The following is a 25,856-nucleotide window of genomic DNA, read 5'->3' as shown; positions in this document are numbered from 1 at the left end:
GATCCTTTCGGAAAGCGGCGTCCGCTTTTCGGGATCATGCGTTAAAGCCTGGAAAGCAGATAGCGCAGGCTTGAGCGGCCTGGCATGAAGAAATAGCCGCCACCGCGTGTGGTGACGAAATCCGGCACGCCGGTCAGTACCAGACTTCTCTCCGGCAGCGGGATCGAGAACCGCCCATTGCCGCCATTTGCTCCGATCGTCGGATCCTTCTCCTCCTGGAGCCCATGGAAGGAGGGCGAGGAGACCCAGCTTTGCTGCATGAATTCGTATTGCCGCTCAATGTCTGCGTTGAGGCACATGAAGAGCAGCCCCTTTTCGCTTCCTTTTTCGTAGGAGCGTCCGCAGCGAAGGATACGGTGGCGCTTGCTGACCTTGATCTGCGTGACCGGGTCCTCGCCAAGCGAGTCACGCGGATTTGAGCGCCTCACGTGAGAGCCGTACGGGCAGTGGATCCCTTGCGGATCCTCGTTGGCGAATGAGAAATCATTGTCGGGTTCGCGTCCCTTGCGACCGTTCGGATTGCGCATCAAAGATGTTCCGTCGGGCCATCGCCCGATCATTTTGGCTGCGATCCAGCGCGCGTCGATGCCGGCGCGGCCGGTCTGCACCCGCGCATCGGCAGCAGCCTTCTTGCAGAAGGACCGGAATGTGCCGACATGCTGCTCGAGTTGGCGCACCACCACAAAAGAACCGTTCCTGCCAAAATCGCGGATTGGCGTGTTTGCGCCGAAAAGCGGCCTCTCCTCATCCTCCAATACCGGCAGCATGCCTGTTTGGTCGCTTGAAGACGGGACCGTGGGGGTCGGTGGATAAATACCGCTCTCGTCCCGGTAACCCAGGAGAAACTCGCCAGGCGCCACCAGATGCATGGGATCTGACCGGACACTGGAACGCGAGGCACCCATCACGGCCGGCTGGGAGACACCATCTGCAAAGCCGAAATGTTCAACTGCCTGCTTCCCCCGTCGCTTGACCACGAGCGGCAATTGGATGACGATCGTCATGCCCGCTTCCTCGGTGCGCTCACGCAGTTCGCGCAGGTCATGGGAGAGGATTTCCTCTTCGGCCGCATAGCAAATGATGACCGCATCGACGGGCTTCGTCGCCGAGCCCCATTCCCAGTGCTCCGGCGCGCTTTTGCCGACATCGTCCAAGATTCGGCTTCGCGGCTCGAAGGCCATCCCCTGGCGGAATGCAGCAGGAAAAGTTGCGAGGCCGCGATCGGGGGCATGATCGTCGAGACCGAGACGGGCCAGCCCATCCGGCCCGAACATCACCGTCATGGCGCGCTGCGGGGGAAGCCTGTTTCCAAAACTTGTCCGCTCCTCCATGCACTCCAGCCACGCCTTCATCCTTCCGTGCGCAAGCCCCTCGGGAATGCGGATTGCCGTCATCTGCGCATGCTGGAGCGGGCCGAGCGGGCCGAAGAAGAGGGTCTGTATCTCTTCCGTTTCCAGGGTTCCGCTCGGGCGGGGGCGCGAATCGAAAAGCCGGATCCAGTCACGCGCCTCGCTTTCGGTTTGCGCCTTCGCAAGACCCTTTCTTATCAGCGAGTTGGTGCGGATGCGGCTGGTGTTCAAATCCGGGTAGGCCGAATACCAGAAGAGGGTCGGGATCTGCTGGCTCCGTGCCCAGCGCTTGAAGCGGGCACCGTCCCGTGCGCCGTCGCGGAAGAGCCCCCTCGTCTTCGGAAAGCCCATTGTGTTGCTCCACACCGCGGTCAGGCCGGCGCTGGCTTTTGCAATGAAATCTTCGAGGTAGCTTTCCCAGCTACCCCCGTAATTGCTGAGGAAGACCAGCCTGTCGGTGCCGGGCAGCAGCACCCACCGCGCATAGTGGATCGTATCGATATTGGCGAGATATCCCGGCCTGAAGACCTGCTTCGCCATGATCGAGATGAGATAGAAGGAGAGCCTCAAGGACAGCCGTCGCAATATGCCCGGCTTCACGGTGGATACCGCTGTCAGGTTGTTTTGTGCAAAATGGTTTTCCCGCGCCATGACGGCAGCCAACGTCGGCGGATCCGGCTGGGCGTCGCTGGGCCTATCCCGCTCCTCAAGCCGCCTCAGCAAGAGGTAGAGGACAAAGCCGATGAAGGCGACGAGCATGCTCACGCCGAGGACCGTGAGCACGAGCGAAGTTCCAAGCACCAGGGTATTGCGGAACACGCCCTGCTCATAGCCGAAGACCAGACTGTAGGTGATCGACCAGCAAACGAGAAGCACGATGGTGGCGGTGGTTAGCACGGACGGTGCCCTGAGCGTTCTCAAAAAGGCTGCCCACACGCTTCCCTTCGGCCCTTCCAGGAGGCTTTGAGCCGGCTCGAGAGCCCAGACGCGGCTTTTGTCCTGCGCCAGCCTTTCCCTGACCTTTGCAAGGACCGCCCCTGCTCCTTCGTCTGCGGCATTCGAGTTCGAGACGATCTCGCGCGCAACGTTCGACAACTCGGCTTCCCTGCGTATACGCTCGACCGAGTGTCCGGGGGTACCGGAAAAAACGAGACCTGCGTTGCTCCCGAATGTTTGCGAGATCCTGATCATCTTCGTGCGCAGGAATTCTTCGAGGGAGTCCTCGGGACCCACCCCGCACGCCTCTTCCAGCAGCCCACGGATCATTGGGCCGGCGCGGCTTGCAAAGGCGTCGAGGACGGCTTCGTCGGAGCCATCGCCGGAGAGTTCGAGCAGCAGATGCGTCCGCTCGTCCGCCGCGTCAGGATCGTTTGCGCAAATGACGGCAAGGCTTGCGAAATGAATGATGCCGCAGTCATCAAGCGCGGCAGCAATGCGCTCGCTGGCGGGATTGCCAAGCTTGCCGACCTTACAGCGCAGGTCGTCCGCCGCGACGCCGCGTTTGCACTCCAACACGACGGTGACCATGGCGTTCTCCACGGTCCTCGACAGCGGCGACGGCTCAAATACGATCTTCATCGTGTCGGGATACGCGCCGAGCCGCGTAAGGCGCCCCTTGGCACCCTTCGCCCGCCGCACGCCCGGTTTTGAAAAAAGCGCGCGGAAACATTCGGCAATCTGCACGCGGGCAATCGCTGCGCCTATGCATTGATGGATACCGTGCCCGAAGACCATGTAGTCGCGCGCAGGACGTTCCATCGAGAATTCGTTCGGATTTGCGACGACGTCCGAATCGAACATGGCCGACAAGGTTGCCGGCATTACGGACGTACCGGCCTTTACGATGCGCTCGCGGCGCGTTCCCTTGGCGATTACCGCATCGCGGGTCGTATAGCGAAAGGGGCCTATCCAGATCGGCTTGAAGCGCATCGCCTCGAGAATCGCGCGCTCAAGGCGGGCATCGTCCCCGGCAGCAATCGCATCGTCGATCGCTTTCCGGGCGTCGCTGCGCGAGAGCACGACATCCAGGCAGTTGCCGCCGGCGAGCAGGTTGGTTGGCGTGAAGCCGGCAACCATTCCCATCATGATGGAACGGATTTCCCCTTCACTGAGCCGGGACGGCGTTCGATCGTGCAGGGTTACAAGCCTGCCAAGCGGCGTAGACCGGCTTATTCTGCCGTGCCTGACCGCTTGCATCGACTGGTCGATCGCATTTTTCATTCGGTCTGCCGCCACGACAGCAAGCTCACGCACGATCGGATTGGCAGTGGGGTCGGCGAAGAACAATCCGCTTAGCGCATTTGCCCAATCGGAGAATTCCCTTTCGTCCGCAATCATCATCCCGAAATAGTCACGGCAGATGCGGACCGGGACAACTTTCAAGAGATCGCCAACCGCATCGAATTCGGGATCCGCGCTCAGCATGATGTCCCGTGCATGCTTTGCCGCCAGGGGCCTCACGACCTCCTCGACTTCGTCGACTGGAAACGCGCTCAGGACGATCGATTTCATGCGCCGATATTCCGGCCCGTCCTGCATTCCGAGGATGAAGTTCTTTCCCCCTGCGATCTCTGTCATCTCCGGGCCGTAGGGCGTCTGGAAAACATCCTGGCGCTCCAGGATCTCGCGAATATCGGCATTTTTCGTCACCAGCAGGAATTTGCGGAAGCGCAGCGTCGGCCAGAAGCGCCTGAGCAGGGCAAGAGCCCAGCGGGGCTCCTCCAACACGCGTTCCACAACGCGCGCGCGCAGGTTCTTGGCACGCAAGCGCTCGATATCGAAAGGGGGCAGTTCGGTCAGCGGCCGCTGTTCATGCTGGGCTTTGAGAACACCGTCGTAATACTTGACCATCGCTGTTGCCCAATCCCTCCGATTCAGCATTGACGACTTTCAAAACACACTCTTTGGTCGATCTATCCCGCCGTGTATGTGAAACAGTTCACCTATCGCGCCATTTCGAAGTTGCGGATGAGGACGGCTTTCATCGACTCCTGGGCAAAGGGTATCCACTCTATGCGTTCGTTCGTGAAATCGGGATGCCTGGTGTCGAAAATCAACCGCTCCCGCCGGGCCTCCTCGATGCGGCCGCTCCTGGCGAGAGCGCCAATTTTCAGGAAGTGCGAATAGAAGTAGCCGGGGGAGAGGCTGAGAGAACGGTCGGCGATCCTGATCGCTTCGTCCCACTGTTCGGTGATGCAGTACGCGGCGGCCAGTTCACCCAGATTGTGGAAGGCATAAATATCGAACGGGCTGAGGCGCGCGGCCGCCAGAAAGAGCGGAATGGCCTCCTTCGCCTGCCCGAGAAGGAGATGCGCGCTGCCCATTGCGGAATGGGCGAAGGCGAAGCTGGGATTGATCTCGAGGGCTTCGGTCAGATGTTCGAGTGCCGCTTTCGCCTGGCCACGCATGATGGCGACGACACCAAGATAGGCATGCGGACGCGCATCCTGGCTATCCATCAGCAAGGACTTGCGTGAATAGTCGACCACCTTTTCCAGATCGTCGCTGTCGCCCGAGCGCAGCCAGGCGCGCCAAAAATACCACCAGGCAAATTCGTTGAGCACGGTACTGGAATTAGCGTCCTTCGCCAGCGCTTGCTTGAAGCATCCCAGCGCCAGGTCCATGTCCTCGCGTGTGCGGCGTTGCATATGCCAGCGCCCGCGTCTGACAAGCTGCCAGGTCTCCATGCTCTCCCAGGGTATCTGGAAGGTGCGCGCCTGCTCGGCCCGCTCTACTTCATTTTCCAGCATCGCGACGATCATGCCGCCGATTTCCTGGTGCAGCAGGGTCAATTCGTCCGCTTGACGCTTGAACTCCCTCGACCAGATCAGCCTGCCGTTGGCGGCGTCGGTGAGCGTTATCTTCAGGGCTACGTAATCGTTGGCGCGCGTGAGCCTGCCATCGACAACGTAGCGTGCGCCGAGCGCGCTACCGATACTTCGAGCGCCTAGCGACTTATCGCGGAACTGGAAACTGGAGCTCTTCGCAATGACGGGGAGCCAGCGGGTATTGGACAGGCCCTCGATTACGTCTTCCGCGATGCCATCGGCAATATAGTCGAAGTCGCGATCACCGGCTTCATTGTAAAACGGCAAAACGGCGACAGCCGGCGGCATTTTCGGCAGGACATCGTGGCGATTACGGATCACGCTGGTGTCCTGCCCGACGCGGGCGGCGACGAATATGCGCACCGGCAGGGCGATGTTCTTCAGCCGTTGCTCGCCCAAGTCCTTGAAGCGGACCGCCGCCTTGTCCTTGACGTGATGCCAGGTCGTTTCAGAAACCGCCAGCCCGTCGTCGGGCGCCAGTTCCTGGATGCGCGCGGCGATGTTGACGTCGTCGCCATACAGGCTTTCGTCGCGGACGATCACGTTGCCCGTATTGATGCCGACGCGGAAAGGCATGCGCATCTCGATGGGCAGGGACGCGTTCAGGACTGCAATCTTGTCCTGAAAGTCGAAGGCGGCCCGCATGGCATCGATCGGGGCTCCGAACTCGGCCATAATACTATCGCCCGCTGCCCCGAACATCCGTCCGCCAGCGGTATCGCAGCTTTCTACAATGATCGACCGCCGTGCCTCAAAAGCCGAAACGGCAAACTCGTCATCGATTCCCATCAACCGCGAGAATCCAGCGGCATCGATCGAGACGACTGTTGCGACATGACGGGTATACAGCCGCTCGGTCATCTGGATCCGGGCCACCCACCCCACGTCAAGCGGGAAGACTAGCCTGACGGTCATTGCGCCGCAACTGCGAAGAAGATTGCAGTCGGTGGCGTGTCAGGGCGGATGGCATTGCAACCACCACGTCACAGTCGGCGTTTAGGCTCGGCGCGGCAAAGGCCGCTTGTGTAGCAAATTTCACAGACGGAGAGAGGCTGCCCCCTTAACTTGGCGGGCACTCAGAGAAAACCAACTCGTACCAGCTAAGCATCCCGGGGGTTCGACATGGCGATTGCTTCTACGCATCCTGACACAGGATCCGAAAGACCGAGCGCATTCCTTGACATCGACCGCAATATCGGCAGCGACGCGGATGATTTCGGGGACCAAACGCATCCAGACGAAAACGGCATCGTCGAATTCAGCGGTCGCCTGCGGTCGGTGGTGCTGCTCGACGATCGCACCTTGCGCAGGGAGTGCCTTCGACGGAGCCTGGTTTCGCAGCACGTCGACTGGGATGTGGCAGCGTATGGTTCGATGGACGAATGGCGGGCGGCAGCGAGTTTCCATCCTCCTCTGGCGGCAATCGTCCTCCACCTCGACGCCCAAAGTATCGCCGATACCGACGTCGCCGACGAGTTGAGGGCGCTCGTCAGCGAGTGCGGCAAAACGCCCGTCATCGCTCTTGCCGACTCCGACGACGTCGTGGAGATCGTCACCGCGCTTGACTGCGGCGTTCGCGGCTATATCCCATCCTCGGTCAGCATCGATGTATGTGCCGAGGCGATCAATCTGGCGCTTGCGGGCGGGGTTTTCGTGCCGGCAAGCTGCGTGTTCGCCTTGCGAAATTCAATTACCGCGGACGTTTCACGCGACAACCGTCTGACCGAGCTTTTTACGCCGCGCCAGATCAAGGTTGCGAACGCAATCCGGCAGGGCAAGCCAAACAAGGTCATCGCGTACGAGCTCAACATGTGCGAAAGCACGGTGAAAGTGCATATCCGCAATATCATGCACAAGCTGAAAGCAACGAACCGCACCGAGATCGCGTACAAGGTAAGGGACATGTTTCCAAGCGACGGCGATTGATCCGGTGTCTTCACACCGTGTTGTGTTGCTGTGAGCGGACCACGCGCACACTGGCTGAAGTCTCCCCTCCCCGCCAACAAAGCCAGTGGATGCCGCGGAATTACGTGCGCGCCTTTGGATGCGCGTGATGCCCGGGAAATCTACCGAAATATCAATGTGATGGAGATATGAGAGTTTGGTACGGTTGGGTGGGTTCGAACCACCGACCTCAGGAGCCACAATCCTGCGCTCTAACCAACTGAGCTACAACCGCGTGCCGTGCGATGACTGCGCCAGCGTCCATACGGGCAAATGATCGCATTTTCAAGAGCAATGCGCCATCGGATCCGGGACTTATTCAAAGAATCATAGGGCACATAAAAGAAAAGACCGGGGGGAGGAGCCCGGTCTTTTCATTAGGGGTCGGCGGGAGGAGGAGGAGTGCCGACCCACGTTCTCTCGAACAATGCGCATATAGGCGTTTGCGACGCCTAGTTCAGCGCGACCGTTCGTCTCAGGCAGCGGTCTGCTTGAGAGCCTTTTCGAACACGTCCTTGACGGGCTTGGAAACGTCCGAAGCGGCCTTCTGCGAGATCGCCTGGAAATCCTTGGCCTGCTCAAGGCCGAACTCGAACTGCTTGCGCAGGAAGGAGCTCTGCAGCTCGATGACTTCCGACAGGGTCTTGGCGCCGACCAGCGCTTCGAACTGTGCGAAATTGGCTTCGGCGCTGGCGCGCATGGCGGAGATCGACTTCAGCGCGAGCTCGTCGCTGGCACCCTTGGCGGTCTCGAAGGAGTTCTCGAAGGCCTTGCGGGCATCTTCGGCGCCGGTCTTGATCTGGTCGAAAGCCTGCTTGGTCTGCTCGGCGCTCTTTTCCGTGAGGACGCGGAACTGCTCGGTAGCCTTGGAGGCGTCGAAGGTCGGAAATTCGGTTTCGGCAGTTTTGCCGGCGGAGGTGTTGGCAGTGGTCTTGCTCATGTCGATCATCCTTTGTCGAGGTTGCGCCTGCCTCGCAGGCAGGCCGGATTTGAACCAAACTTGACCCCTATATAGCGCACCCTATGGTGCAATGCAATATCAAATGTTGCACTGCACCATTTTCGCTTCCGCGATTAACCAAGGCTTCAATTCGGGCGGAGTTCGCGGCGGAGTTTGTGGACGCGGGCGCGGCGTGCTTCTATTAACGAGTGGTTAATCGCGGGTCCGCCCGCAAGACTGGTTGGTACGGTTTTCATGGCTTCGGCATCCTATGCGTTTCTAGATATTGCCGTGCTCGACGCGATCCGGGAGCGCTTTGCCAAGGGCGATGCGCTGGCGGTGCTTTCGCCGGATCTGGATGAAGTGCTGTGGGCGAACGGCGCCGGCGCGGCATTGGTGGGGCATGACAGGATCGAAGCGGCGATCGGCGCGGCCCCGCGCCTTCCCGCCATCGCCCTGCGCCAGCTTCAGGGCGCTTCGGGAATACCGGAAGCGGGACGGGAGCGCCCGGTCGGGCTGCGCATGACGTCGGGACTGCGAAGCCGGGTCGTCAACGTATTGGCCTCGTCGATCATCCTGCCGCGCGGCGAACGGGCTGTTCTCATCGCCCTGCCCTTTCAGGCCGAGGATGCCAATGCCGCGGTGATCGAGGGCTTCGACGAGCCCGGTCATTTCGCGGGGCTGCTGGACGGCGAAGGAAACATCCTTGCCGCTTCCGAAGGTTTCGGCGGTCTCGACATCGACGACGCGACCCTGCGGGCGCTGGTGTCGGAGGTGCGCGGCGAGGACGACCGGCTGGTAAAGAAGCGGATAGAAGGTAACGGCAGTCTCTTCCCGGCGGGGATCGCCCGCCTGACCGAAGAGCCCGCGCGCCACCTTCTGGTTGTTGTCGACGACCGTCCTGTCTCCTCCGACGAGCCGGCTGCGCCCAGTGCTGAGCCGGAGGCCGGGGAGACCGACGCTCCGGCCGAAGAGGCCGAGCCGGAGCCTCAGCCGGAACAGGCGTCCGCCGTCGGGACAGTACCCGAACCCGCGTCCCCGAAACCCGTCGCGCCCGAAGACCGCACCGTGCGCTTTTCGTGGCGCACCGACGCCGATGGCCGGTTCTCGGCGCTGTCGGAGGAATTCGCCGAGGCCATGGGCGCGCCGGCGGCAGACATAATCGGGCGGCGCTTCCGCGATGTCTCCAATACTTTCGGCCTCGACGAAGATGGGATCATCGTCAAGCTTCTCGATCGACGGGAGACATGGTCCGGACGCACCGTCATGTGGCCCTTGTCGGGAACGGAATTGAAAGTGCCCGTGGATCTGGCGGCGCTGCCCACCTACGGACGCGACCGCACGTTCGAAGGCTTTCGCGGCTTCGGCATCGTCCGCCTCGGCCAGGTGGTCGCGGACCCGGAGAGAATAGGACTGGCGCTGGTACAGGCCGTTCCACCGGAACAACCGCCTGAGGAGCCGCAGGAAACCGCGGAGGAAGCGACGGCGGCACAAGAAGGCCAAGCGGAGAATGGAATACAGGCTCCGGCCGAACAGGAAGAGAGCCCGAAGCCGTTGATCGATCCATTCCTGGGCGAGACACCGGCGATCCGCATCTCAGAAGGCCCGGAAAGACGGTCCAGCGACAAGGTGATCCGGCTGGCCGAATTGCGCGATGGCGGTCTTTCCGCCAGCGAACGCACGGCCTTTCGCGAGATCGGCGACAGGCTGCGGCGCGCAAGCGACGCGCTTGCGGAACGTGGGAAACCCGATCCGGCATCCGATGCGCTGGACACAGGGGCCGGTCGCGGCAGGCAAACGCCCGAACAGGAACCTCCGCTCGACGCCAGTGCGGGATTCCGCCCGGTGAGCGATATCTCCGTGCAACCGCCGAAGGACGAGGCCGAAAGCAGCGCTGCCGGGACGGAAGAGGCAGGCGAGCCTCCGCCGGAGGATGCGCATGGCAATCCGACGGCTGACGCGCACGCGGAGACGACCGAAGCCTCGCTGGCCGAAGACGACGGCGGCGAGGACGAACTGGCGGGCCTGCCGTCCGAATTCGCACCCGCGGCTTCTGCCGGCGATGCCGGCGAAAAGGTCGACGTCGCGCTCTTTGCCGGCTTGCCCTTGCCCATACTGGTGCACTCGGGCGACCGGATGCACTACGGCAATCCGGAATTCTTCGCTTTCACGGGCTATCCCGATCTCGACACGCTGGCCGCGCAAGGCGGGATGGAGGCGTTGTTCGACGAGCCTCAGGAAGCCGGCGAGGAGAGCCGGCGCGCACGACTGAAAATCCGCAAGGCGGACGGCACATCAATGCCGGTCGAAGCGCATCTTCAATCCGTTTCGTGGGGACAGGGTAAAGCGCTGATGCTGGCGCTCAAGCCAGCGATGCCGGAACCCGAGACCCAGCCGACCGGGGCGGAGGAGCGCGAGATCGAGGCGCGGCTGGTGGAAATGCGCGCCATCGTCGACACCGCGACCGACGGCATTGCCGTGCTGGACAAGGATGGAAACATCCGCTCGATCAACCGTCCCGCCGAAGCCCTGTTCGGTTTCGACGCCGAGAATGTAACAGGCAAGCCGTTTACGACGCTGTTTGCCATCGAGAGCCAGCGAACGGTGCAGGACTATGTTAGCGCGCTGTCCGACCACGGCGTGGCAAGCGTTCTCAACGACGGACGCCAGGTGATCGGCCGCGAGGCCAAGGGCCGCTTCATCCCGCTGTTCATCACGATCGGGCGGCTGCCCAACGACAGCGGCTATTGCGCCGTCCTGCGCGACATCACTCAGTGGAAGCGCGCCGAGGAAGAGCTTACCCAGGCGCGGGCGCAGGCCGAACGGGCATCTTCACAGAAGAGCGAGTTCCTGGCGCGCGTCAGCCATGAAATACGCACCCCGCTGAACGCCATCATCGGCTTTTCGGAACTCATGGTGGACGAGAAGTTCGGGCCCATCGGCAACGACCGCTACCGCGACTATCTGCGCGACATCAAGCGCTCCGGCAATCACGTGCTCGATCTGGTGAACGACCTTCTCGATATCTCGAAGATCGAGGCCGGGCAGCAGGAGATGCATTATGAGGCGGTTTCGCTGAACGAGGCGCTGGGCCAGACGGTGGCCATGATGCAGCCCCAGGCCAACAGCGAGCGCGTCATCATCCGATCCAGCTTCGCATCGCGCCTGCCCGAGGTGGTGGCCGATCTCAGAAGCGTCAAGCAGATCGCCATCAATCTCCTGTCCAACGCGATACGCTTCACGCCGGCCGGCGGCCAGGTGATCGTGTCCACGGCCTATAATCTCGATGGTTCGGTGGTGCTGAGAGTGCGCGACACGGGCGTCGGAATGAGCGCGGCGGAACTCGACGAGGCGCTGAAGCCATTCAAGCAGATCAACACGCTGAAGCGCAAACGCGGCGACGGCACCGGGCTCGGGTTGCCCCTGACCCGCGCCATGGTGGAAGCCAACAGGGCCCGTTTCACCATCAACTCGAAGCCGGGCGAAGGCACGCTGGTCGAGGTAGTGTTCCCGCCGACGCGCGTGCTGGCCGACTGACCCCGCCTGCATGGCAGCGACAATAGTTGAGCGTTGTAGTTTAGAATAGTTCTAAACTATTGTTTTTGTTGCGCTTCTCTTGACCATGTGGTGAATTTCTCCCATAGGAAGGTGCGGTTGCCGAAGGCTCGACCGCGAAATTCAACCTTCCCGGGACCTTGCCTCCCGGTGGTTAGGAGACTGATCATGCTGACGAAATCCCCCACGCTCAAAGCCGGTTTTGCCGCGCTTGCGATGACTGCCGCTTTTGTTCCCGCTGCCGCGCAGGCCGAAGGCACCGTGAACATCTATTCCTATCGGCAGCCTTTCCTCATCGAGCCCCTGCTCGACGCCTTCACTGAGAAGACCGGCATCGAGACCGAGGTTCTGTTCCTTGACCAGGGCCTGGAAGACCGGATCGCCGCCGAGGGAGAAAATTCGCCGGCTGACGTGATCCTGACGGTCGATATCGGGCGCCTGGTCAACGTAGAGGAAAAAGGCGTCACGCAGTCCGTCGACAATGAGACGATCAACGCCAATATTCCAGCCGAGTTTCGCGATCCCGAGGGCAACTGGTTCGGCCTGACCACGCGCGGCCGTGTCGTCTACGCCTCCAAGGAGCGCGTCGACCAGGATACCATTACCTATGAGGAACTGGCCGACCCGAAGTGGAAGGGCAAGATCTGCATGCGCAGCGGCCAGCACATGTACAATATCGCGCTGTTCGCCTCGATGATCGCCAATCTCGGCGAAGAGAAAGCCGAGGAATGGATGAAGGGCCTGAAAGCCAATCTCAACGGCAAGCCCAATGGCAATGACCGGGCACAGGCGCAGGCGATCTATGCTGGCGAGTGCGACCTCGGCATCGGCAACACCTATTATGTCGGCAAGATGATGACCAATGACAAGGAGCCCGAGCAGAAGGAATGGGCGAAGGCCATCAAGGTGCTCTTCCCGAATACCGAAGACCGCGGCACCCATGTCAACATTTCCGGCATGGCGATGGCCCAGCACGCGCCGAACCAGGAAAACGCCATCGCGCTGATGGAATATCTTTCAAGCGCGGAAGCCCAGGCCATCTATGCCGAGCAGAACTTCGAGTATCCGGTGCTGCCGAGCGCTGAAACGGCTGAGCTCGTGAAGTCCTTCGGCGACATCAAACCCGACAGCCTGCCGCTGGCCGAGATCGCCGCGCACCGCAAGGCCGCCTCGGAAATGGTCGACCGCGTCGGACTCGACGAGGGTCCGGAAAGCTGAGCTGGCATCACGCCAAGAATTTCCGAAAGCCGGGCGCGGAAACCTGCCCGGCTTTCGTGCCTGATAGCCTAACCGAAAGCCCGGACGGGGCGGTCTGGCGGCTCTGCGGTCGGACGCTAAAGGCTTCCCGCCGGTTTCGTTCGCTGACCTATCGATGAGTAGCTTCAGCCTCAACACCCCAAAGCTGCCGGCTATCGACCGCCGGGCACGGCGGCAGAGCCATAAATGGCCCATCGGCATCGTGGCGGTCGTCGCGGCCATCGTGTTGCTGCCGGTCGCAACGCTCGTTGTTACAGCGTTGGGGAGCACGGGCGAGGACTGGCCTCATCTGGCACGTTACGTTCTACCGCAATCGATCGTGACGACGCTGGAATTGCTGGTGCTGGTGGCGCTGGGCAGCGGCATCATCGGTGTCGGCTGTGCCTGGCTGGTGGTGGCGTATGAATTTCCGATGCGACGGGTCTTCGCCTGGGCGCTTGTGCTGCCGCTGGCAGTCCCGCCCTACCTGGCCGCCTACGCCTTCGCCGAGTTCTTCCACTATGTCGGACCCGTGCAGAGCCTGGTGCGGGACCTGTTCGGCTTCGAGAGACCTTCGGACTACTGGTTTCCCGACATACGCTCGACGGTCGGAGCGGCCATCGTCATCACCGCGGTCACCTTCCCCTATGTCTATCTGACAGCTCGCGTCGTCTTCCTGATGCAGGGGCGCAACATCGCCGACGTGGCGCGCACGCTGGGCGCGGGGCCGGCGCGGGTCTTCTGGCGGGTATTGCTGCCCGTGGCGCGCCCGGCCATCGTCGCCGGCGTCGCGCTCGTGCTGATGGAAACGGTCAACGATTTCGGCGCCGTCCAGCATCTCGGCGTCAACACGATGACCTTCGCCGTCTATTCCACATGGCTCAACCGAGGAAGCCTGGAAGGCGCGGCGCAGATTGCCGTCATCATGCTTGTGCTCGTTCTCGTCCTGCTGACGGCCGAGCAGATGGCGCGGCGCAAACAGCGTTTCCACGCGCCGCGGGGAACCCAGATCAACATTCGACCGCCGCGCAAGGCACTGTTGGGCGGGCGGGCGCTGGCGGCCATGGGCATAGCGCTCCTGCCCATCCTGGCGGGCTTCGGTGTGCCCCTCGCGATCTTCGGCCGCTACGCGCTCAACCGGCTCAACCAGTTTGGCGAACCGGCGCTGGCCGAGGCGTTTCTCACAAGTGTCGCTGTCGCCGTCGCGGCGGCTGGCCTTGCGGTAGGGGCCGCGCTTGCCATCCTGTATGCGGCGCGGCTCGTCCGCTCGCCGATGATGATCTTCATGGTGCGCCTGGCGACGGTCGGCTATGCCCTGCCCGGCACCATCCTTGCGCTGGGGCTGCTGCTCTCGCTTGCGCGGCTGGACAATGCGGTTGACGCGTTTGCACGCAGCTATATGGGCTTTTCCACAGGATTGCTTCTGACGGGCTCGGCTGCCGCCGTCATCCTTGCCTGCGCCATCCGCTTCCTGGCGCTGGCCGAGGGCGCGGTTCAGGCGGGGCTTGAGAAGCTGCCGCCCAATCTCGACCAGGCCGCCCGCAGCCTCGGGCGCTCGGCACCGGCGAGCGCAGTGAGCGTGCTACTGCCCCTGCTCAAGCCGGCGATTTTCACGGCGGCGATCCTGGTCTTCGTCGACACGGTCAAGGAACTGTCGGCGACCATCCTGCTCCGCCCCTTCGGCTTCAACACGCTCGCCACTTACGTTTATGAAAATGCCTCGCGGGGCGCCGTCGAAGAGGGCGCGGTCGCGGCGCTGCTGATCATCGTCACGTCGATCCTGCCTGTCGCGCTTTTGTCCGGCCCGCTGATGCGGGACAGCGGGGCATAAAAAAGCGCCCCTTGAGAAAGGGGCGCAAAAATTCGTTTCAGGGTGCTGTCAAAACAGGGGCTTGGCGTTTCCCCCCGGCAGGGGCGCCGGGCTGCTGCGTCAAGTTACGCACGACTATCGTCGCCATTCCTTAACAGAACCTTACCGGGATACTGCCATCTTTACGAAAGTGTATCACTCGTGAATTCTCGGTAAATTTCGGTGCAAGGAACTTTTAACCATGCGGGAAACACGAATTGGAGCGGGATAAGGAAAACCGGTTCCTACTTTTCCTTATCCCGCTCTACGACTTCAACTGGGGAATGTCGCGGTAAAGGTCCAGCGCCTCCGGGTTCGCCAGCGCCTCCTTGTTCTTCACCAGGCGGCCATGGACGACGTCGCGCACGGCGAGTTCGGTGATCTTGCCGGACTTGGTGCGCGGGATATCGGCGACGGCAACGATGCGGGCGGGCACGTGCCGCGGGCTCGCCCCGGTCCTTATTTTGGTGCGGATCTTCTTTTCCAGCGCCTCGTCCAGAGTCACACCCTCGGCCAGCCTGACGAACAGGACCACCCGCACATCGTCGTCCCACTCCTGGCCGATGCAGATGGCTTCCAGAATCTCGGGGAGCTGTTCGACCTGATTGTAGATCTCCGCCGTACCGATGCGCACGCCGCCGGGATTGAGCGTGGCATCCGAGCGGCCATGGATGACGATGCCGCCATGGCCGGTCCATTCGGCGAAATCGCCGTGGCACCAGACATTGTCGAAGCGGTCGAAATAGGCGGCGTGGTATTTCTTGCCTTGGGGGTCGTTCCAGAAGCCGATGGGCATGGCCGGAAAGGCCCGTGTGCAGACAAGTTCGCCCTTGCCGGTGTCCAGATGGTTGCCATCGTCGTCCCAGACGCCGACGGCCATGCCGAGGCCCGGCCCTTGTATCTCGCCCGACCAGACGGGAAGCGTGGGAACGCCAAGGACGAAGCAGGAGACGATATCCGTGCCCCCGGAAATGGAGGCAAGATGGACGTCGGATTTGATGCCGTCATAGACGAACGCGAAGCTTTCGGGCGACAGCGGAGACCCGGTGGAGGATATGACCCGCACGCTCGAAAGGTCGTGCGACTTGCGCGGTTCCAGCCCTGCCTTGTGCACGGCGTCTATGAACTTGGCCGAGGTGCCGAAATAGGTGATCTTTTCCGCGTCGGCGTAGTCGAAAAGCGCGTTTCCATCCGGATGGAAGGGCGAACCGTCATAGAGGACGAGGGTGGCGCCCGAGGCCAGGCCGGAGACGAGCCAGTTCCACATCATCCAGCCGCAGGTCGTGAAGTAGAAGAAGCGGTCGCCATCGCGAATGTCGGCGTGCAGCCGCTGCTCCTTCACATGCTGCAGCAATGTGCCGCCGGCGGAGTGGACGATGCATTTGGGCGTGCCGGTGGTGCCGGAGGAAAACAGGATATAGAGCGGGTGGGCGAATGGCAGCCGCTCGAACACCGGCTCCTTCGCCTCGATCGTTCCCAGCGCCTCCTCCATCGAAACGGCATTGGGGATCGACCTGGCGGCGTCGCCGGCGGTTCCCAGATAGTCGACCACCAGAACCTTTCGCAGGCTCGGCAGCGCGGCTGCGATTTCCGCCGTCTTCTCGGCCACCTCGAACGGCTTGCCATTGTACCAGTAGCCATCCGGCACGATGAAGATGACGGGCTCGATCTGGCCGAAACGGTCGAGGACGCCACGAACGCCGAAATCGGGCGAGCAGGAGGACCAGATCGCGCCAAGCGAGGTCGCGGCCAGCATTGCCGCGACCGTTTCGGGCATGTTGGGCATCATGGCCGCAACACGGTCGCCGGCCTTAACGCCATGCGCGATGAAATATTGCTGGAGCCGGGAGACGAGGTCGTGCAACGCGTCCCAGCTCAGCCGGCGCTCGACCTTGTCTTCGCCGCGAAAGACGATGGCGTCGTCCCCTCCCCGCTTGGGCAGGAGATTTTCTGCGAAGTTCAGCCGGGCTTCGGGGAAGAAGGAAGCGCCTGGCATGCGGTCTCCGTTTTCAAGGACGATGCCGCCCTTCTCGCCCACGATGCCGCAAAAGTCCCAGACCAGCGACCAGAATGCCTCGCGGTCGTCGACAGACCACCGGTGCAGTGCCCCGAACCCTTCGATATCGCGGCCTGCCCGCAGCGAGGCTTCCCGCTCGAATGCGGTCAGCGCCGACTGTTCGATCCTTGTGCGGCTGGGGGTCCAAAGGGGCTGCTGGTCGTGCATCGAAATCCTCCAAACTGGCTTGCCGGTTATGCATTTACCGCGCGGTGGGAGCAAGCCGGTATTCGGGAACGCGCCTGCGACTACAGCGTGTACATGGCAGGCATGGGCAGGGGATTACGGCGCGCCTTCCTTCACTTTTCATTGGTCTTGGCATAAACCGTTGAACAGGCATCGAAACGTCAAAGCGGCAAGGATGAATTCGTGACATTGGCCAGGAAGGGCGTGTGGGCAATCTCTGCCGCTGTGGTGCTGGCCCTGCTCGTCGTCTTCGGCTTGCCCGTGATCGCTTCGACGCAAATCGTTCGGGACAGCGTCGCCTCGCAGATGAGCGTATGGAGCGGGTACCGGGTGAGGCTGGACGATGCGCCCGATATACGGGTCTGGCCCGCTTTTCGCGCTGTCCTGCACGATGTGACGCTGGCGGACTGGGACCCCAACGATCCGAGGCCCGTCATCGAAGCAGAACGAATTGAGATCGATCTGTCGGCGCTGGCGGCACTGCGCGGCGATGTCGTCTTCACCAAGATGCGGCTCATAAGGCCGCTCGTACGGCTGCGCGCAGGCGAGGACGGGTATGAGCTGCCGGCACCGCAAGGCTGGGGCAAGCTCGCGCTCTCGGTGGAGACCGCACGCGCCCTGGTTTCCTCCGCGCCTGCAAGCCCCGATCTGCAAGCATTGCCCAGCGATGTTTTCGGGACCATCGAATTCGTCGAAGGCCGGTTGATAGTGCAGCACAGCGAGGATCACGACGACCTGATAACCAGCATTACCGGCCAATTGGACTGGCCGGCACTCAATCGGCAGGCCTCGCTGTCGGCCAATGGCATCTGGCATGGCGAGAACGTCAAGATCGCGGCCTCCAGCGCACAACCGCTGATATTGCTGGGCGGCGGCAGTGCCCCGGTCGAGGTTTCCCTTCAGTCGGCGCCGGCCAACGCGACATATAAGGGCATAGCCAGCTTTGCCGGTGACGACTTCGTCGATGGACAGATCGAGCTGACGGCACCTTCGCTCAACCGCCTGATCGAGTGGACGCATGCCTTGACGTTTGAGGGAAACCGCGTCGGACCAGTGAAGTTGTCGGGTCAGGTGACAGGCGACCGGCGGCGCTTGAAATTCGAGAACACCGCGATCGGCTTCAATGGCAGCGCCGGAAAGGGGCTGCTGGACGTAGGCCTGGATGGGGGCCAACCAACCGTTGCCGGCACGCTGGCCTTCGACAAGCTGGATCTGCGTGCGCTGCTCAACACGTTCAACCCATTTTCAAGAACCGTGATGGCCAATGGCCACACCGAGCCCCTGAGCATAAACGGTTTTGACTTCGATCTGCGGCTTTCCAGTACGGAAGCCACGCTCGGCTCCGTAAAGCTGTCCAGCGTGGCGGCCGCGGTGAAGGTGAAAGACGGGCTGGCGAGCTTCGACGTTTCGGACGCGGCCGCTTTTGGCGGCAATTTGCAGTTCGGCATGCGCGCCGACCGGACAGGCCCCGACGATGTCGTCGAATTGCGCATGACGGGAGAGCAGATCCAGACAGGCCAGCTCGGCGCGGCTCTCGGACTGGAGCGGCTCGTGCCCCACGCGCAGAGCTCCTTTTCGGCCATCCTCAAGGGCACGGGCAACGATCTCGAAACGGTCCTGCAATCTGCCGACGGCAGCTTTACCGCCACTTTCGGCAAAGGCACCGTTCCGGGGCTCGACATGACGCGCTTTCTGACCTTGAGTCAGGAGGGCGACTTTTTTCCGCTGGCCGCGCTGTCGGAAGGCAGCCTGGCTATCGACAGCGCCGAGCTGCGTGCCACGATCTCCAAAGGCATCGCCCAGATCGACCGGGCGGACGCCCAATCGGGCCCGTATGCAATCTCGCTCGACGGGCTCGTTCCCATCGCCGGGCGGGGCCTTGCGCTATACGGTACGCTGGCCCAACAGGCGGAGAATGAAACGGCCGCGCCATCCGTGCCGCTGATGTTTTTCGTCGGCGGCTCCTGGAGCGCGCCGTTCATCACATCGTTCCACGCGCCGGCGCCGCAATAGAGCGTCTCCCAAGGACGCTCCATCTTCTTGGCTTTTTCCTCGTTCAAATGCGCTCCGCCAGTTGCTCGTCCCGCCGGCGCTGGACATCGCGCGTCTTGGTGATCAGCGATGCGGCGATCACGCCCACGGTAACGACGCCAATCAGTATCGTGCAGATCGCGTTGATTTCCGGCGTCACGCCCAGGCGAACCTGGCTGTAGATCTTCATGGGCAGGGTGGTCGCGCCCGGGCCGGAGGTGAAGCTGGCGATCACCAGATCGTCCAGGGACAGGGTGAAGGCAAGCATCCAGCCCGAGACGACGGCCGGCAGGATGACCGGCAGGGTGACCTGGAAGAACGCTCCCACCGGCGTTGCCCCAAGATCGAGGGCGGCTTCCTCCAGCGCCTCGTCGAACGACATCAGCCGCGACTGCACGACGACCGCCACGAAGCACATGGAGAAGGTGATGTGGGCGATGGTGACGGTCGCGAAACCCCGGTCGAAATTGATCGCGACGAAGAGCAGAAGCAGCGAAAGCCCGGTGATGACTTCGGGCATGACAAGCGGTGCGAACACCATGCCGGAGAAAAGGACGCGCCCGCGAAACCGCGTATAGCGGGTCAATGACACCGCGGCCATGGTGCCGAGAACGGTGGCGACGGTCGCCGACAGGAAGGCAACCCGCGCCGTCACCCAGGCGGCATCCATCAATCCCTGGTTGGAGAGGAGCGCGACATACCATTTGGTCGAAAAGCCGGCCCATACGGTAACGAGGCGCGACTCGTTGAACGAATAGATCACCAGCAGCACGATCGGCAGGTAGAGGAACGCAAACCCCAATACCAGCGCAGCGATGTTGAGCCTGCCCCAGGTTCCGGCCATGGCTAGCGTCCCGCTTCCTGGGCACGTGCCTGCGCACGCTGGAAAAACACGATAGGCACGACCAGGATGATCAGCAGGATCACCGCGACGGCCGAAGCGACCGGCCAGTCCCTGTTATTGAAGAATTCGGTCCACAACGTCTTGCCGATCATCAGCGTGCGCGGGCCGCCAAGCAGGTCGGGAATGACGAACTCGCCCACGGCCGGGATGAAGACCAGCATGCAGCCGGCCAGAACGCCGGGGAGCGACAGCGGAAAGGTGATCTTCCAGAACGCGGTCAGCGGCGGGCAGCCGAGGTCGCCGGCGGCCTCTATCAACGAATAGTCCATCTTCTCGAGCGTCGCATAAAGCGGCAGGACCATGAACGGCAGATAGGAATAGACGATGCCGATATAGATGGCTGTCGTCGTGTTGAGGATGATCAGCGGCTGATCGATCACGCCGAGGAAGAACAGGAACTGGTTGAGCAGACCCTCGGGTTTGAGAATGCCGATCCAGGCGTAGACGCGGATGAGGAAGCTGGTCCAGAAGGGCAGGATCACCAGCATGAGCAGCAGCGGCCTGACGCTGGAGGGAGCGCGGGCCATGCCGTAGGCGATGGGATAGCCGACCGCGAGCGTGAGTGCCGTCGAGACACCGGCGATCCAGACGCTGGACAGGTAGGCGTTCACATAGAGCGGGTCGCCGAACAGCCAGACATAATTCTCGAACGAAAGCTCGCCAAGCCTGCCGAACAACGCGCTCCAGCCCTCCGCGAGCCCGAAGGTCGGCACGTAGGGCGGCATGGCAATCGCAGTCTGCGACAGCGAAATCTTGAAGACGATGAAGAAGGGAACGAGAAAGAAGACCAGTAGCCACGCATAGGGAACGACGATGACGAGGCGTCGGAAGATGGCTGAGAGCGCCCGGTTCATGGTCGCCTACCGCGCCAGGACGACGGCGGCGTCGGGCGCGAAGGAAACCCACGCCCGGTCGTGCCAGGTAAGCTCGTCGCCGATCTTGCGCAGGCTGTTGACCGTGCTCGCCTTGACGATCGTGCCGTCGTCCAGCTTCACGTAGTAGATGGTCATATCGCCCAGGTAAGCGATATCCCAGACCTCGCCTTCCATTGAGTTGACGGCATTGTCAGGGCGGGCGCCCGATACCTTCATCTTCTCGGGGCGCACCGCCATCCAGACCATATCGCCTACCACCGCATCGGCCGGGGCATCGGCGCTCAGCGCCAAGCCATCCGGGCGCACGATGCGGGAACCGCGTGAGCCCTTCTCCCGCAGCTTGCCCTCGAACATGTTGATCGAGCCCACGAAATCGGCCACGAAACGCGAATTCGGGGCCTCGTAGATCTCCGGCGGCGTCGCTACCTGCAGCACATTGCCCTTTTCCATGATGGCGATGCGGTCGGCCATCGTCATGGCTTCTTCCTGGTCGTGGGTCACGACAACGAAGGTGAGACCGAGCTCGTGCTGGAGGTCCATGAGCTCGAACTGCGTTTCCTCGCGCAGCTTCTTGTCGAGCGCGCCGAGCGGCTCGTCCAGAAGCAGGACCTTGGGGCGTTTGGCCAGCGAACGGGCGAGCGCCACCCGCTGACGCTGGCCGCCGGAAAGCTGGTGCGGCTTGCGCGCGGCGAACTGCTCCAGCTTCACCAGCTTGAGCATCTGGACCACGCGCTCGGCGATCTGTCCCCGGGGCATGCCCTCCTGCTTGAGGCCGAAGGCGATGTTGGCCTCCACGCTCATATGCGGGAACAGGGCGTAGGACTGGAACATCATGTTGACGGGGCGCTTGTAGGGCGGAATGCCCCGCAGATCCTGCCCGTCAAGGAGGATGCGGCCCGCACTTGGCGTCTCGAAGCCGCCCAGCATCCGCAGAAGTGTGGACTTGCCGCAGCCGGACGCACCCAAGAGCGCGAAGAATTCGCGCTCATATATGGTCAGCGTCAGATCGTCGACCGCAGTGAAATCGCCGAAGCGCTTGGTGACGTTTTCGATCTGGATATAGGGCTTTGCCTTCGGATCGGCCCATGGAGCAAAGCTTCGTCTCGTGCTGCCCAGCGATTCCATCAAAAGCGCCCTAAGCCCAAGCCTTAATCTCAACAGACCTTGATTGGCCCTGCGGGACCGGCCCGGAAAACCGGGCCGGCGCGGCCGCCATTACTGGCCGGTGACGACCCTTGTCCAGGTCCGGGTAATCAGGCGCTGCTCGCGGGGATCGGGCGGCGTGGTGGTGAAGAGATTGTCCAGCGTTTCCTGATCGGGATAGACCGCCGGATCGCCGATGACCTCTTCGTCCAGAAGCTCCTGGGAGGCCTTGTTGCCGTTTGCGTAGAACACGTAGTTGGAGGCCTTGGCGATGACTTCGGGGCGCATGATGTAGTTGAGGATTTCATGCGCCTCCTCGACGTGGGGCGCGTCGGCGGGGATGGCCATCTGGTCGAACCACATCTGCGCGCCTTCCTTGGGGATGGAATAGCTCACCGTCACGCCCTGATCAGCCTCGGCGGCGCGGTCGCGGGCCTGGAAGATGTCGCCGGACCAACCGACCGCCAGGCATATGTCGCCATTGGCGAGCGCGTTGATGTATTCGGACGAATGGAACTTGCGGATGTTGGGGCGGATGGAAAGCAGCAGTTCCTCCGCCATCGCGATCTGTTCCGCAGATCTTCCATCCGGGTCTTCGCCCAGATAGTTCAATGCGGCCGGGATCATCTCGGCCGGCGCGTCGAGCATGTGCACGCCGCAATCCTTGAGCTTCGACAGCTTCTCGGGGTCGAAGACGACATCCCAGGAATCGATCTTGTCGATGCCGAGGGCTTCCTTCACCTTGTCGACGTTGTAGCCGATGCCGGTGGTGCCCCACATGTAGTTGATCGAGTATTCGTTGCCGGGGTCGTATTTCTCGGTACGGTTCTCGATGACGTCCCACATGTTTTCGAGGTTCGGCAGTTTCGACTTGTCGAGCTTCTGGAACACGCCGGCCTGGATCTGGCGGGCGAGGAAAGTGCCGGTGGGAACCACGACATCATAGCCGGTGCCACCCGCCAACAGCTTGGTCTCCAGGATCTCGTTGGAATCGAATACATCGTAGACGACCTTTATGCCGGTCTCCGCGGTGAAGTCCTCCAGGATGGACTCGTCGATATAGTCCGACCAGTTGTAGACGTTGACGACGCGCTCCTGAGCATGGGCGCTCAGCGCCAGAACGGTCGCGGCGAGGGAAACTGCTGAAAGCAGGGCGGTCTTGCGTATCATGGAGTGGCTCCCATTTGCGGCATGCTTATCGTCCACCATTATCGGCAGACGGCTTCGTGTTTTGTTAAAACCTATTGCCGTTTCGTGAATGCGACAAGCGCGAATTTTCGTGTTCCGTCAAAGATATGTCGTGCGTTCGAGCGGCGTTATCTCTCCCCAGAAGGCGACGATTTCGGCACGCTTCAGATCGCGATAGACCTTGGCGAGCAAAGGGCCCAGCGCGCGGTCGACAAAATGGCTGCGCATGGTGAGCTGCAGCGCGTCGTCCATGTCGTCGGGCAAGGCCGGACCGTCCCCATCATAGGCGTTGCCCTCGACCGGCGGGGGCGGCCTGGCCCCGCTCTCGATGCCTTCCACCATGCCCTGGAGAATGGCGGTCATGACCAGATAGGGATTGGCGTCGGCGCCGGAGATGCGATGTTCCACACGCCTGTTTTCATCGTTCGAGACCGGAATGCGCAGGGCAACCGAGCGATTGTTCTCGGCCCAGACGGCGCGGGTGGGCGCGTAGGAGCCGGGCGTGATGCGGCGGAAACCGTTCCAGGTATTGATGAAGAGCAGCAGGGACTCCGGCATGGTGGTCAACAGGCCGGCCACCGCGGACTCCAGCCTTACCCTGCCCTCCTCGCCAGCGAAGATGTTGTTGCCTTCGCCATCGCAGATGGAGGCGTGCACATGCATGCCGTTGCCGGCATATTCCAGGAAGGGCTTGGCCATGAAGGTTGCCGTCAGCCCGTGGGCGCGGGCGCAGCCCATGACGATGCGGCGCAGGAGGATCACGTCGTCGGCGGCGCGCAGCGGATCGGCGCGATGCTTGAGATTGACCTCGAACTGGCCAGGCGCGGCTTCCTTGATGATCGTGTCGATGGGCAGGCTCTGGGCATCGGCCGCGTCGCGGATCATGTCGAACAGGTCCTGATGCTCGGCCAGGTCGTCGAGACCGTACATGCGCAGCCTGTCGGGCCCGGCCATGGCGCCGACCGGCGCGGGCATGCCGTCGTCCCAATCGGTTTCCGGATCGAGCAGGTAGAACTCCAGCTCGAAGGCGACGGTGGGGAAGAAGCCCTTGGCGTTGATCTCCTGCACCTTGCGCTTGAGCACCTGGCGGGAGCAGGCCATGTACGGTTCGCCTTCGGGCGTGAAGGTCTGCAACAGCACCTGGGCGGTCTTGCGCTTTGCCCATGGCACGATGGAAAGGGCGCCACGCGTGGCCCGGCAATAGCCATCCTTGTCGCCCGTCTCGATGTGGAGGCCCGTTTCTTCCACCTCGCGGCCCCAGACGTCCAGCCCATGCAGGGACATGGGGAAGTTCACGCCGTCCTGATACGCCTTCTTCAAACTATCGCCCGGCGCCCATTTGCCGCGAATGACGCCGTTGGGGTCGACCAGCAGAAACTCGACGGCCTCCAGATCGGGATGCTCTGCGACAAAGGCGTTGTACTCGGCCTCGTGCTCGGCGGACGTGAAACCGGTGGGCGTTCTTTCCGGCCTGGAAGGGGCCACGGCGAGATCTATCGACTTGCTGTCAGGTAGGGAATTCTTGGTGCCGCCTGTTCTGGCAGGACCGCCGGCTGTATGTCGCAATTTACGCCTGTCTTGCTGTTGACCGTCCGGAAAGGGTGCGCCGCTTCGCTCGGGCTTGTCAATGGCGGCTTCGTACTACAGCTTGTCGGTCAGGAATACCTGAGGAGGACATCGGTGAAAGCAGCCTGGTATGAACGCAATGGCACCGCGCGGAACGTGCTGGAAGTGGGCGAGATGCCAACGCCGCAGCCTGCCGCCGGCGAGGTGCGGGTTCGCGTCTACGCATCGGGCGTCAATCCCTCGGATGTAAAGGGGCGCGCGGGACGTCCGCTGATCGGGCCACGCATTATTCCCCATAGCGACGGGGCGGGTGACATCGATGCCGTCGGACCGGGTGTCAGTCGTTCGCGAATCGGCGAGCGTGTCTGGCTGTGGAACGGGCAGTGGCGCCGGACATCCGGCACCGCCGCCGAGTTCATCTGCGTGCCGGAGGCGCAGGCGGTCCGGTTGCCCGAACATGTCGACTACGCCACGGGCGCCTGTTTCGGAATACCGGCGCTGACGGCGCTGCACGCGGTCAACAGGCACGAAAAGCTGCCCGGCAAGACGCTTCTGATCATCGGCGCCGGCTCTTCGGTGGCGCATTACGCGCTGCAGGTGGCGAAGGCGCGCGGCGCGCGCGTGCTGGGAACCGCTTCCCCCGCCCGCGCGGCAAGGGCCCGCGAGGCGGGCGCAGATTTCGTGATCGACTACAAATCCAAGGACGTCGCCAAGGTGGTGAAGGACCTGACCGCCGGAAAGGGCGTCGACGGCATCATCGACATGGACTTTGCCAGCACCGCCGATCTCCTGTCCCAAGGGGTGCTGGCGGCGCATGGAAAGTGCGTTTCCTACGGCTCGAACTATGCCGGCGACATCGCGCTCTCCTTCCCTGCCATGCTGTGGAGCAGCCTCACCCTCGAGGTGTTCCTGGTCTACGAATTGCAGGAGGAAGCGCGCGCAAGGGCCATTGACCAGCTGACGGCGCTGCTTGCCTCCAACGCGCTCAGGCACGACGTGGCGGCCCGGTTCCGGCTCGACGAGATCGCCAAGGCGCATGAGGCGGTGGAAGGCGGGCAGGTGCCAGGCAACGTCATCGTCGATATCGTCTGAAGATGCCTGTCACGCTCGGCCAAAGGCGGCGCGGCTGGTGGCTGCTCCTTCCGGCAGCGCGCCGTCCGTTATCGCCATCGCCATAGTAGGCTTTGTACGATATGTGGTTGAGCAG

At 62.3% G+C, this 25,856-nt stretch carries 15 protein-coding genes and 1 tRNA gene; 6 read left to right on the top strand and 10 right to left on the bottom strand.

Annotation, left to right across the window (positions count from 1 at the left end):
• Positions 1-41: 41 nt before the first annotated feature.
• Both N1058_RS05785 and N1058_RS05780 read right to left on the bottom strand, forming a co-directional pair.
• Positions 42-4,229 (bottom strand): cytochrome P450, encoded by a 4,188-nt coding sequence (locus N1058_RS05785; protein ID WP_265516554.1) that lies wholly within the window; start codon positions 4,227-4,229, stop codon positions 42-44.
• A 62-nt stretch (positions 4,230-4,291) separates the two neighbouring features.
• Positions 4,292-6,091: an adenylate/guanylate cyclase domain-containing protein gene (locus tag N1058_RS05780; protein WP_338040625.1), complete on the bottom strand. Its 1,800-nt coding sequence runs from the start codon at positions 6,089-6,091 to the stop codon at positions 4,292-4,294.
• A 366-nt stretch (positions 6,092-6,457) separates the two neighbouring features.
• Here N1058_RS05780 and N1058_RS05775 point away from each other — a divergent pair, with 366 nt between their 5' ends.
• A complete protein-coding gene (locus tag N1058_RS05775) occupies positions 6,458-7,102 on the top strand; it encodes a LuxR C-terminal-related transcriptional regulator (RefSeq protein WP_265516553.1) in 645 nt (214 codons plus the stop codon).
• 176 nt (positions 7,103-7,278) lie between these two features.
• Here N1058_RS05775 and N1058_RS05770 read toward each other — a convergent pair.
• Together N1058_RS05770 and N1058_RS05765 are read right to left on the bottom strand one after the other, a co-directional pair.
• A tRNA-His gene (locus tag N1058_RS05770) sits at positions 7,279-7,355 on the bottom strand.
• Between the two features lie 240 nt (positions 7,356-7,595).
• Positions 7,596-8,060, bottom strand: a complete 465-nt coding sequence (locus tag N1058_RS05765) for a phasin (RefSeq protein WP_265516552.1) — start codon at positions 8,058-8,060, stop codon at positions 7,596-7,598.
• 255 nt (positions 8,061-8,315) lie between these two features.
• Here N1058_RS05765 and N1058_RS05760 point away from each other — a divergent pair, with 255 nt between their 5' ends.
• The 3 genes from N1058_RS05760 (at position 8,316) to N1058_RS05750 (ending at position 14,682) form a co-directional block, all read left to right on the top strand.
• Entirely contained in the window at positions 8,316-11,597 is a 3,282-nt protein-coding gene (locus tag N1058_RS05760; protein WP_265516551.1) for a PAS domain S-box protein, read from the top strand.
• Between the two features lie 186 nt (positions 11,598-11,783).
• Positions 11,784-12,833, top strand: a complete 1,050-nt coding sequence (locus N1058_RS05755; RefSeq protein ID WP_265516550.1) for a Fe(3+) ABC transporter substrate-binding protein — start codon at positions 11,784-11,786, stop codon at positions 12,831-12,833.
• A 154-nt stretch (positions 12,834-12,987) separates the two neighbouring features.
• Positions 12,988-14,682, top strand: a complete 1,695-nt coding sequence (locus N1058_RS05750; RefSeq protein WP_265516549.1) for an ABC transporter permease — start codon at positions 12,988-12,990, stop codon at positions 14,680-14,682.
• A gap of 283 nt (positions 14,683-14,965) precedes the next feature.
• On the opposite strand, the gene N1058_RS05745 is transcribed toward N1058_RS05750, so the two are convergent.
• Complete coding sequence (locus tag N1058_RS05745; protein ID WP_265516548.1) at positions 14,966-16,924, bottom strand: acetoacetate--CoA ligase; 1,959 nt, start codon at positions 16,922-16,924, stop codon at positions 14,966-14,968.
• 201 nt (positions 16,925-17,125) lie between these two features.
• Between N1058_RS05745 and N1058_RS05740 the strand changes: the two genes are divergently transcribed.
• A complete protein-coding gene (locus N1058_RS05740; RefSeq protein WP_265516547.1) occupies positions 17,126-18,955 on the top strand; it encodes an AsmA family protein in 1,830 nt (609 codons plus the stop codon).
• 43 nt (positions 18,956-18,998) lie between these two features.
• On the opposite strand, the gene N1058_RS05735 is transcribed toward N1058_RS05740, so the two are convergent.
• The 5 genes from N1058_RS05735 to N1058_RS05715 all read right to left on the bottom strand — a co-directional run bounded on the left by N1058_RS05735 (position 18,999) and on the right by N1058_RS05715 (position 24,568).
• Positions 18,999-19,817 carry an ABC transporter permease gene (locus tag N1058_RS05735; RefSeq protein WP_265516546.1) on the bottom strand — a complete coding sequence of 273 codons (819 nt, stop codon included), beginning with the start codon at positions 19,815-19,817 and terminating at the stop codon, positions 18,999-19,001.
• 2 nt (positions 19,818-19,819) lie between these two features.
• Positions 19,820-20,731, bottom strand: coding sequence for an ABC transporter permease subunit (locus N1058_RS05730; RefSeq protein WP_265516545.1), 912 nt, complete (start codon positions 20,729-20,731; stop codon positions 19,820-19,822).
• A gap of 6 nt (positions 20,732-20,737) precedes the next feature.
• Positions 20,738-21,877 carry an ABC transporter ATP-binding protein gene (locus tag N1058_RS05725; protein ID WP_265516544.1) on the bottom strand — a complete coding sequence of 380 codons (1,140 nt, stop codon included), beginning with the start codon at positions 21,875-21,877 and terminating at the stop codon, positions 20,738-20,740.
• Between the two features lie 90 nt (positions 21,878-21,967).
• Positions 21,968-23,065 (bottom strand): polyamine ABC transporter substrate-binding protein, encoded by a 1,098-nt coding sequence (locus N1058_RS05720; protein WP_265516543.1) that lies wholly within the window; start codon positions 23,063-23,065, stop codon positions 21,968-21,970.
• A gap of 117 nt (positions 23,066-23,182) precedes the next feature.
• On the bottom strand, positions 23,183-24,568 hold the full coding sequence (locus tag N1058_RS05715) for a glutamine synthetase family protein (RefSeq protein ID WP_265516542.1): 1,386 nt from the start codon (positions 24,566-24,568) through the stop codon (positions 23,183-23,185).
• Positions 24,569-24,763: 195 nt separating this feature from the next.
• Here N1058_RS05715 and N1058_RS05710 point away from each other — a divergent pair, with 195 nt between their 5' ends.
• Positions 24,764-25,741 carry an NADPH:quinone reductase gene (locus tag N1058_RS05710; protein ID WP_265516541.1) on the top strand — a complete coding sequence of 326 codons (978 nt, stop codon included), beginning with the start codon at positions 24,764-24,766 and terminating at the stop codon, positions 25,739-25,741.
• Positions 25,742-25,856: the final 115 nt, after the last annotated feature.

Origin of the sequence: Nitratireductor luteus (assembly GCF_026162365.1) — a bacterium.
Classification (GTDB): domain Bacteria; phylum Pseudomonadota; class Alphaproteobacteria; order Rhizobiales; family Rhizobiaceae; genus Chelativorans; species Chelativorans luteus.
This window is presented reverse-complemented; position numbering and strand designations above follow the sequence as displayed.

What these genes read in the sequence shown, in the direction of transcription:
- N1058_RS05785 (WP_265516554.1), bottom strand. Translation starts at nt 4,229, where the DNA reads ATGCTGAATCGGAGGGATTGGGCAACAGCGATGGTCAAGTATTACGAC.
- N1058_RS05780 (WP_338040625.1), bottom strand. Translation starts at nt 6,091, where the DNA reads ATGACCGTCAGGCTAGTCTTCCCGCTTGACGTGGGGTGGGTGGCCCGG.
- N1058_RS05765 (WP_265516552.1), bottom strand. Translation starts at nt 8,060, where the DNA reads ATGAGCAAGACCACTGCCAACACCTCCGCCGGCAAAACTGCCGAAACC.
- N1058_RS05760 (WP_265516551.1), top strand. Translation starts at nt 8,316, where the DNA reads ATGGCTTCGGCATCCTATGCGTTTCTAGATATTGCCGTGCTCGACGCG.
- N1058_RS05755 (WP_265516550.1), top strand. Translation starts at nt 11,784, where the DNA reads ATGCTGACGAAATCCCCCACGCTCAAAGCCGGTTTTGCCGCGCTTGCG.
- N1058_RS05750 (WP_265516549.1), top strand. Translation starts at nt 12,988, where the DNA reads ATGAGTAGCTTCAGCCTCAACACCCCAAAGCTGCCGGCTATCGACCGC.
- N1058_RS05745 (WP_265516548.1), bottom strand. Translation starts at nt 16,924, where the DNA reads ATGCACGACCAGCAGCCCCTTTGGACCCCCAGCCGCACAAGGATCGAA.
- N1058_RS05735 (WP_265516546.1), bottom strand. Translation starts at nt 19,817, where the DNA reads ATGGCCGGAACCTGGGGCAGGCTCAACATCGCTGCGCTGGTATTGGGG.
- N1058_RS05730 (WP_265516545.1), bottom strand. Translation starts at nt 20,731, where the DNA reads ATGAACCGGGCGCTCTCAGCCATCTTCCGACGCCTCGTCATCGTCGTT.
- N1058_RS05725 (WP_265516544.1), bottom strand. Translation starts at nt 21,877, where the DNA reads ATGGAATCGCTGGGCAGCACGAGACGAAGCTTTGCTCCATGGGCCGAT.
- N1058_RS05720 (WP_265516543.1), bottom strand. Translation starts at nt 23,065, where the DNA reads ATGATACGCAAGACCGCCCTGCTTTCAGCAGTTTCCCTCGCCGCGACC.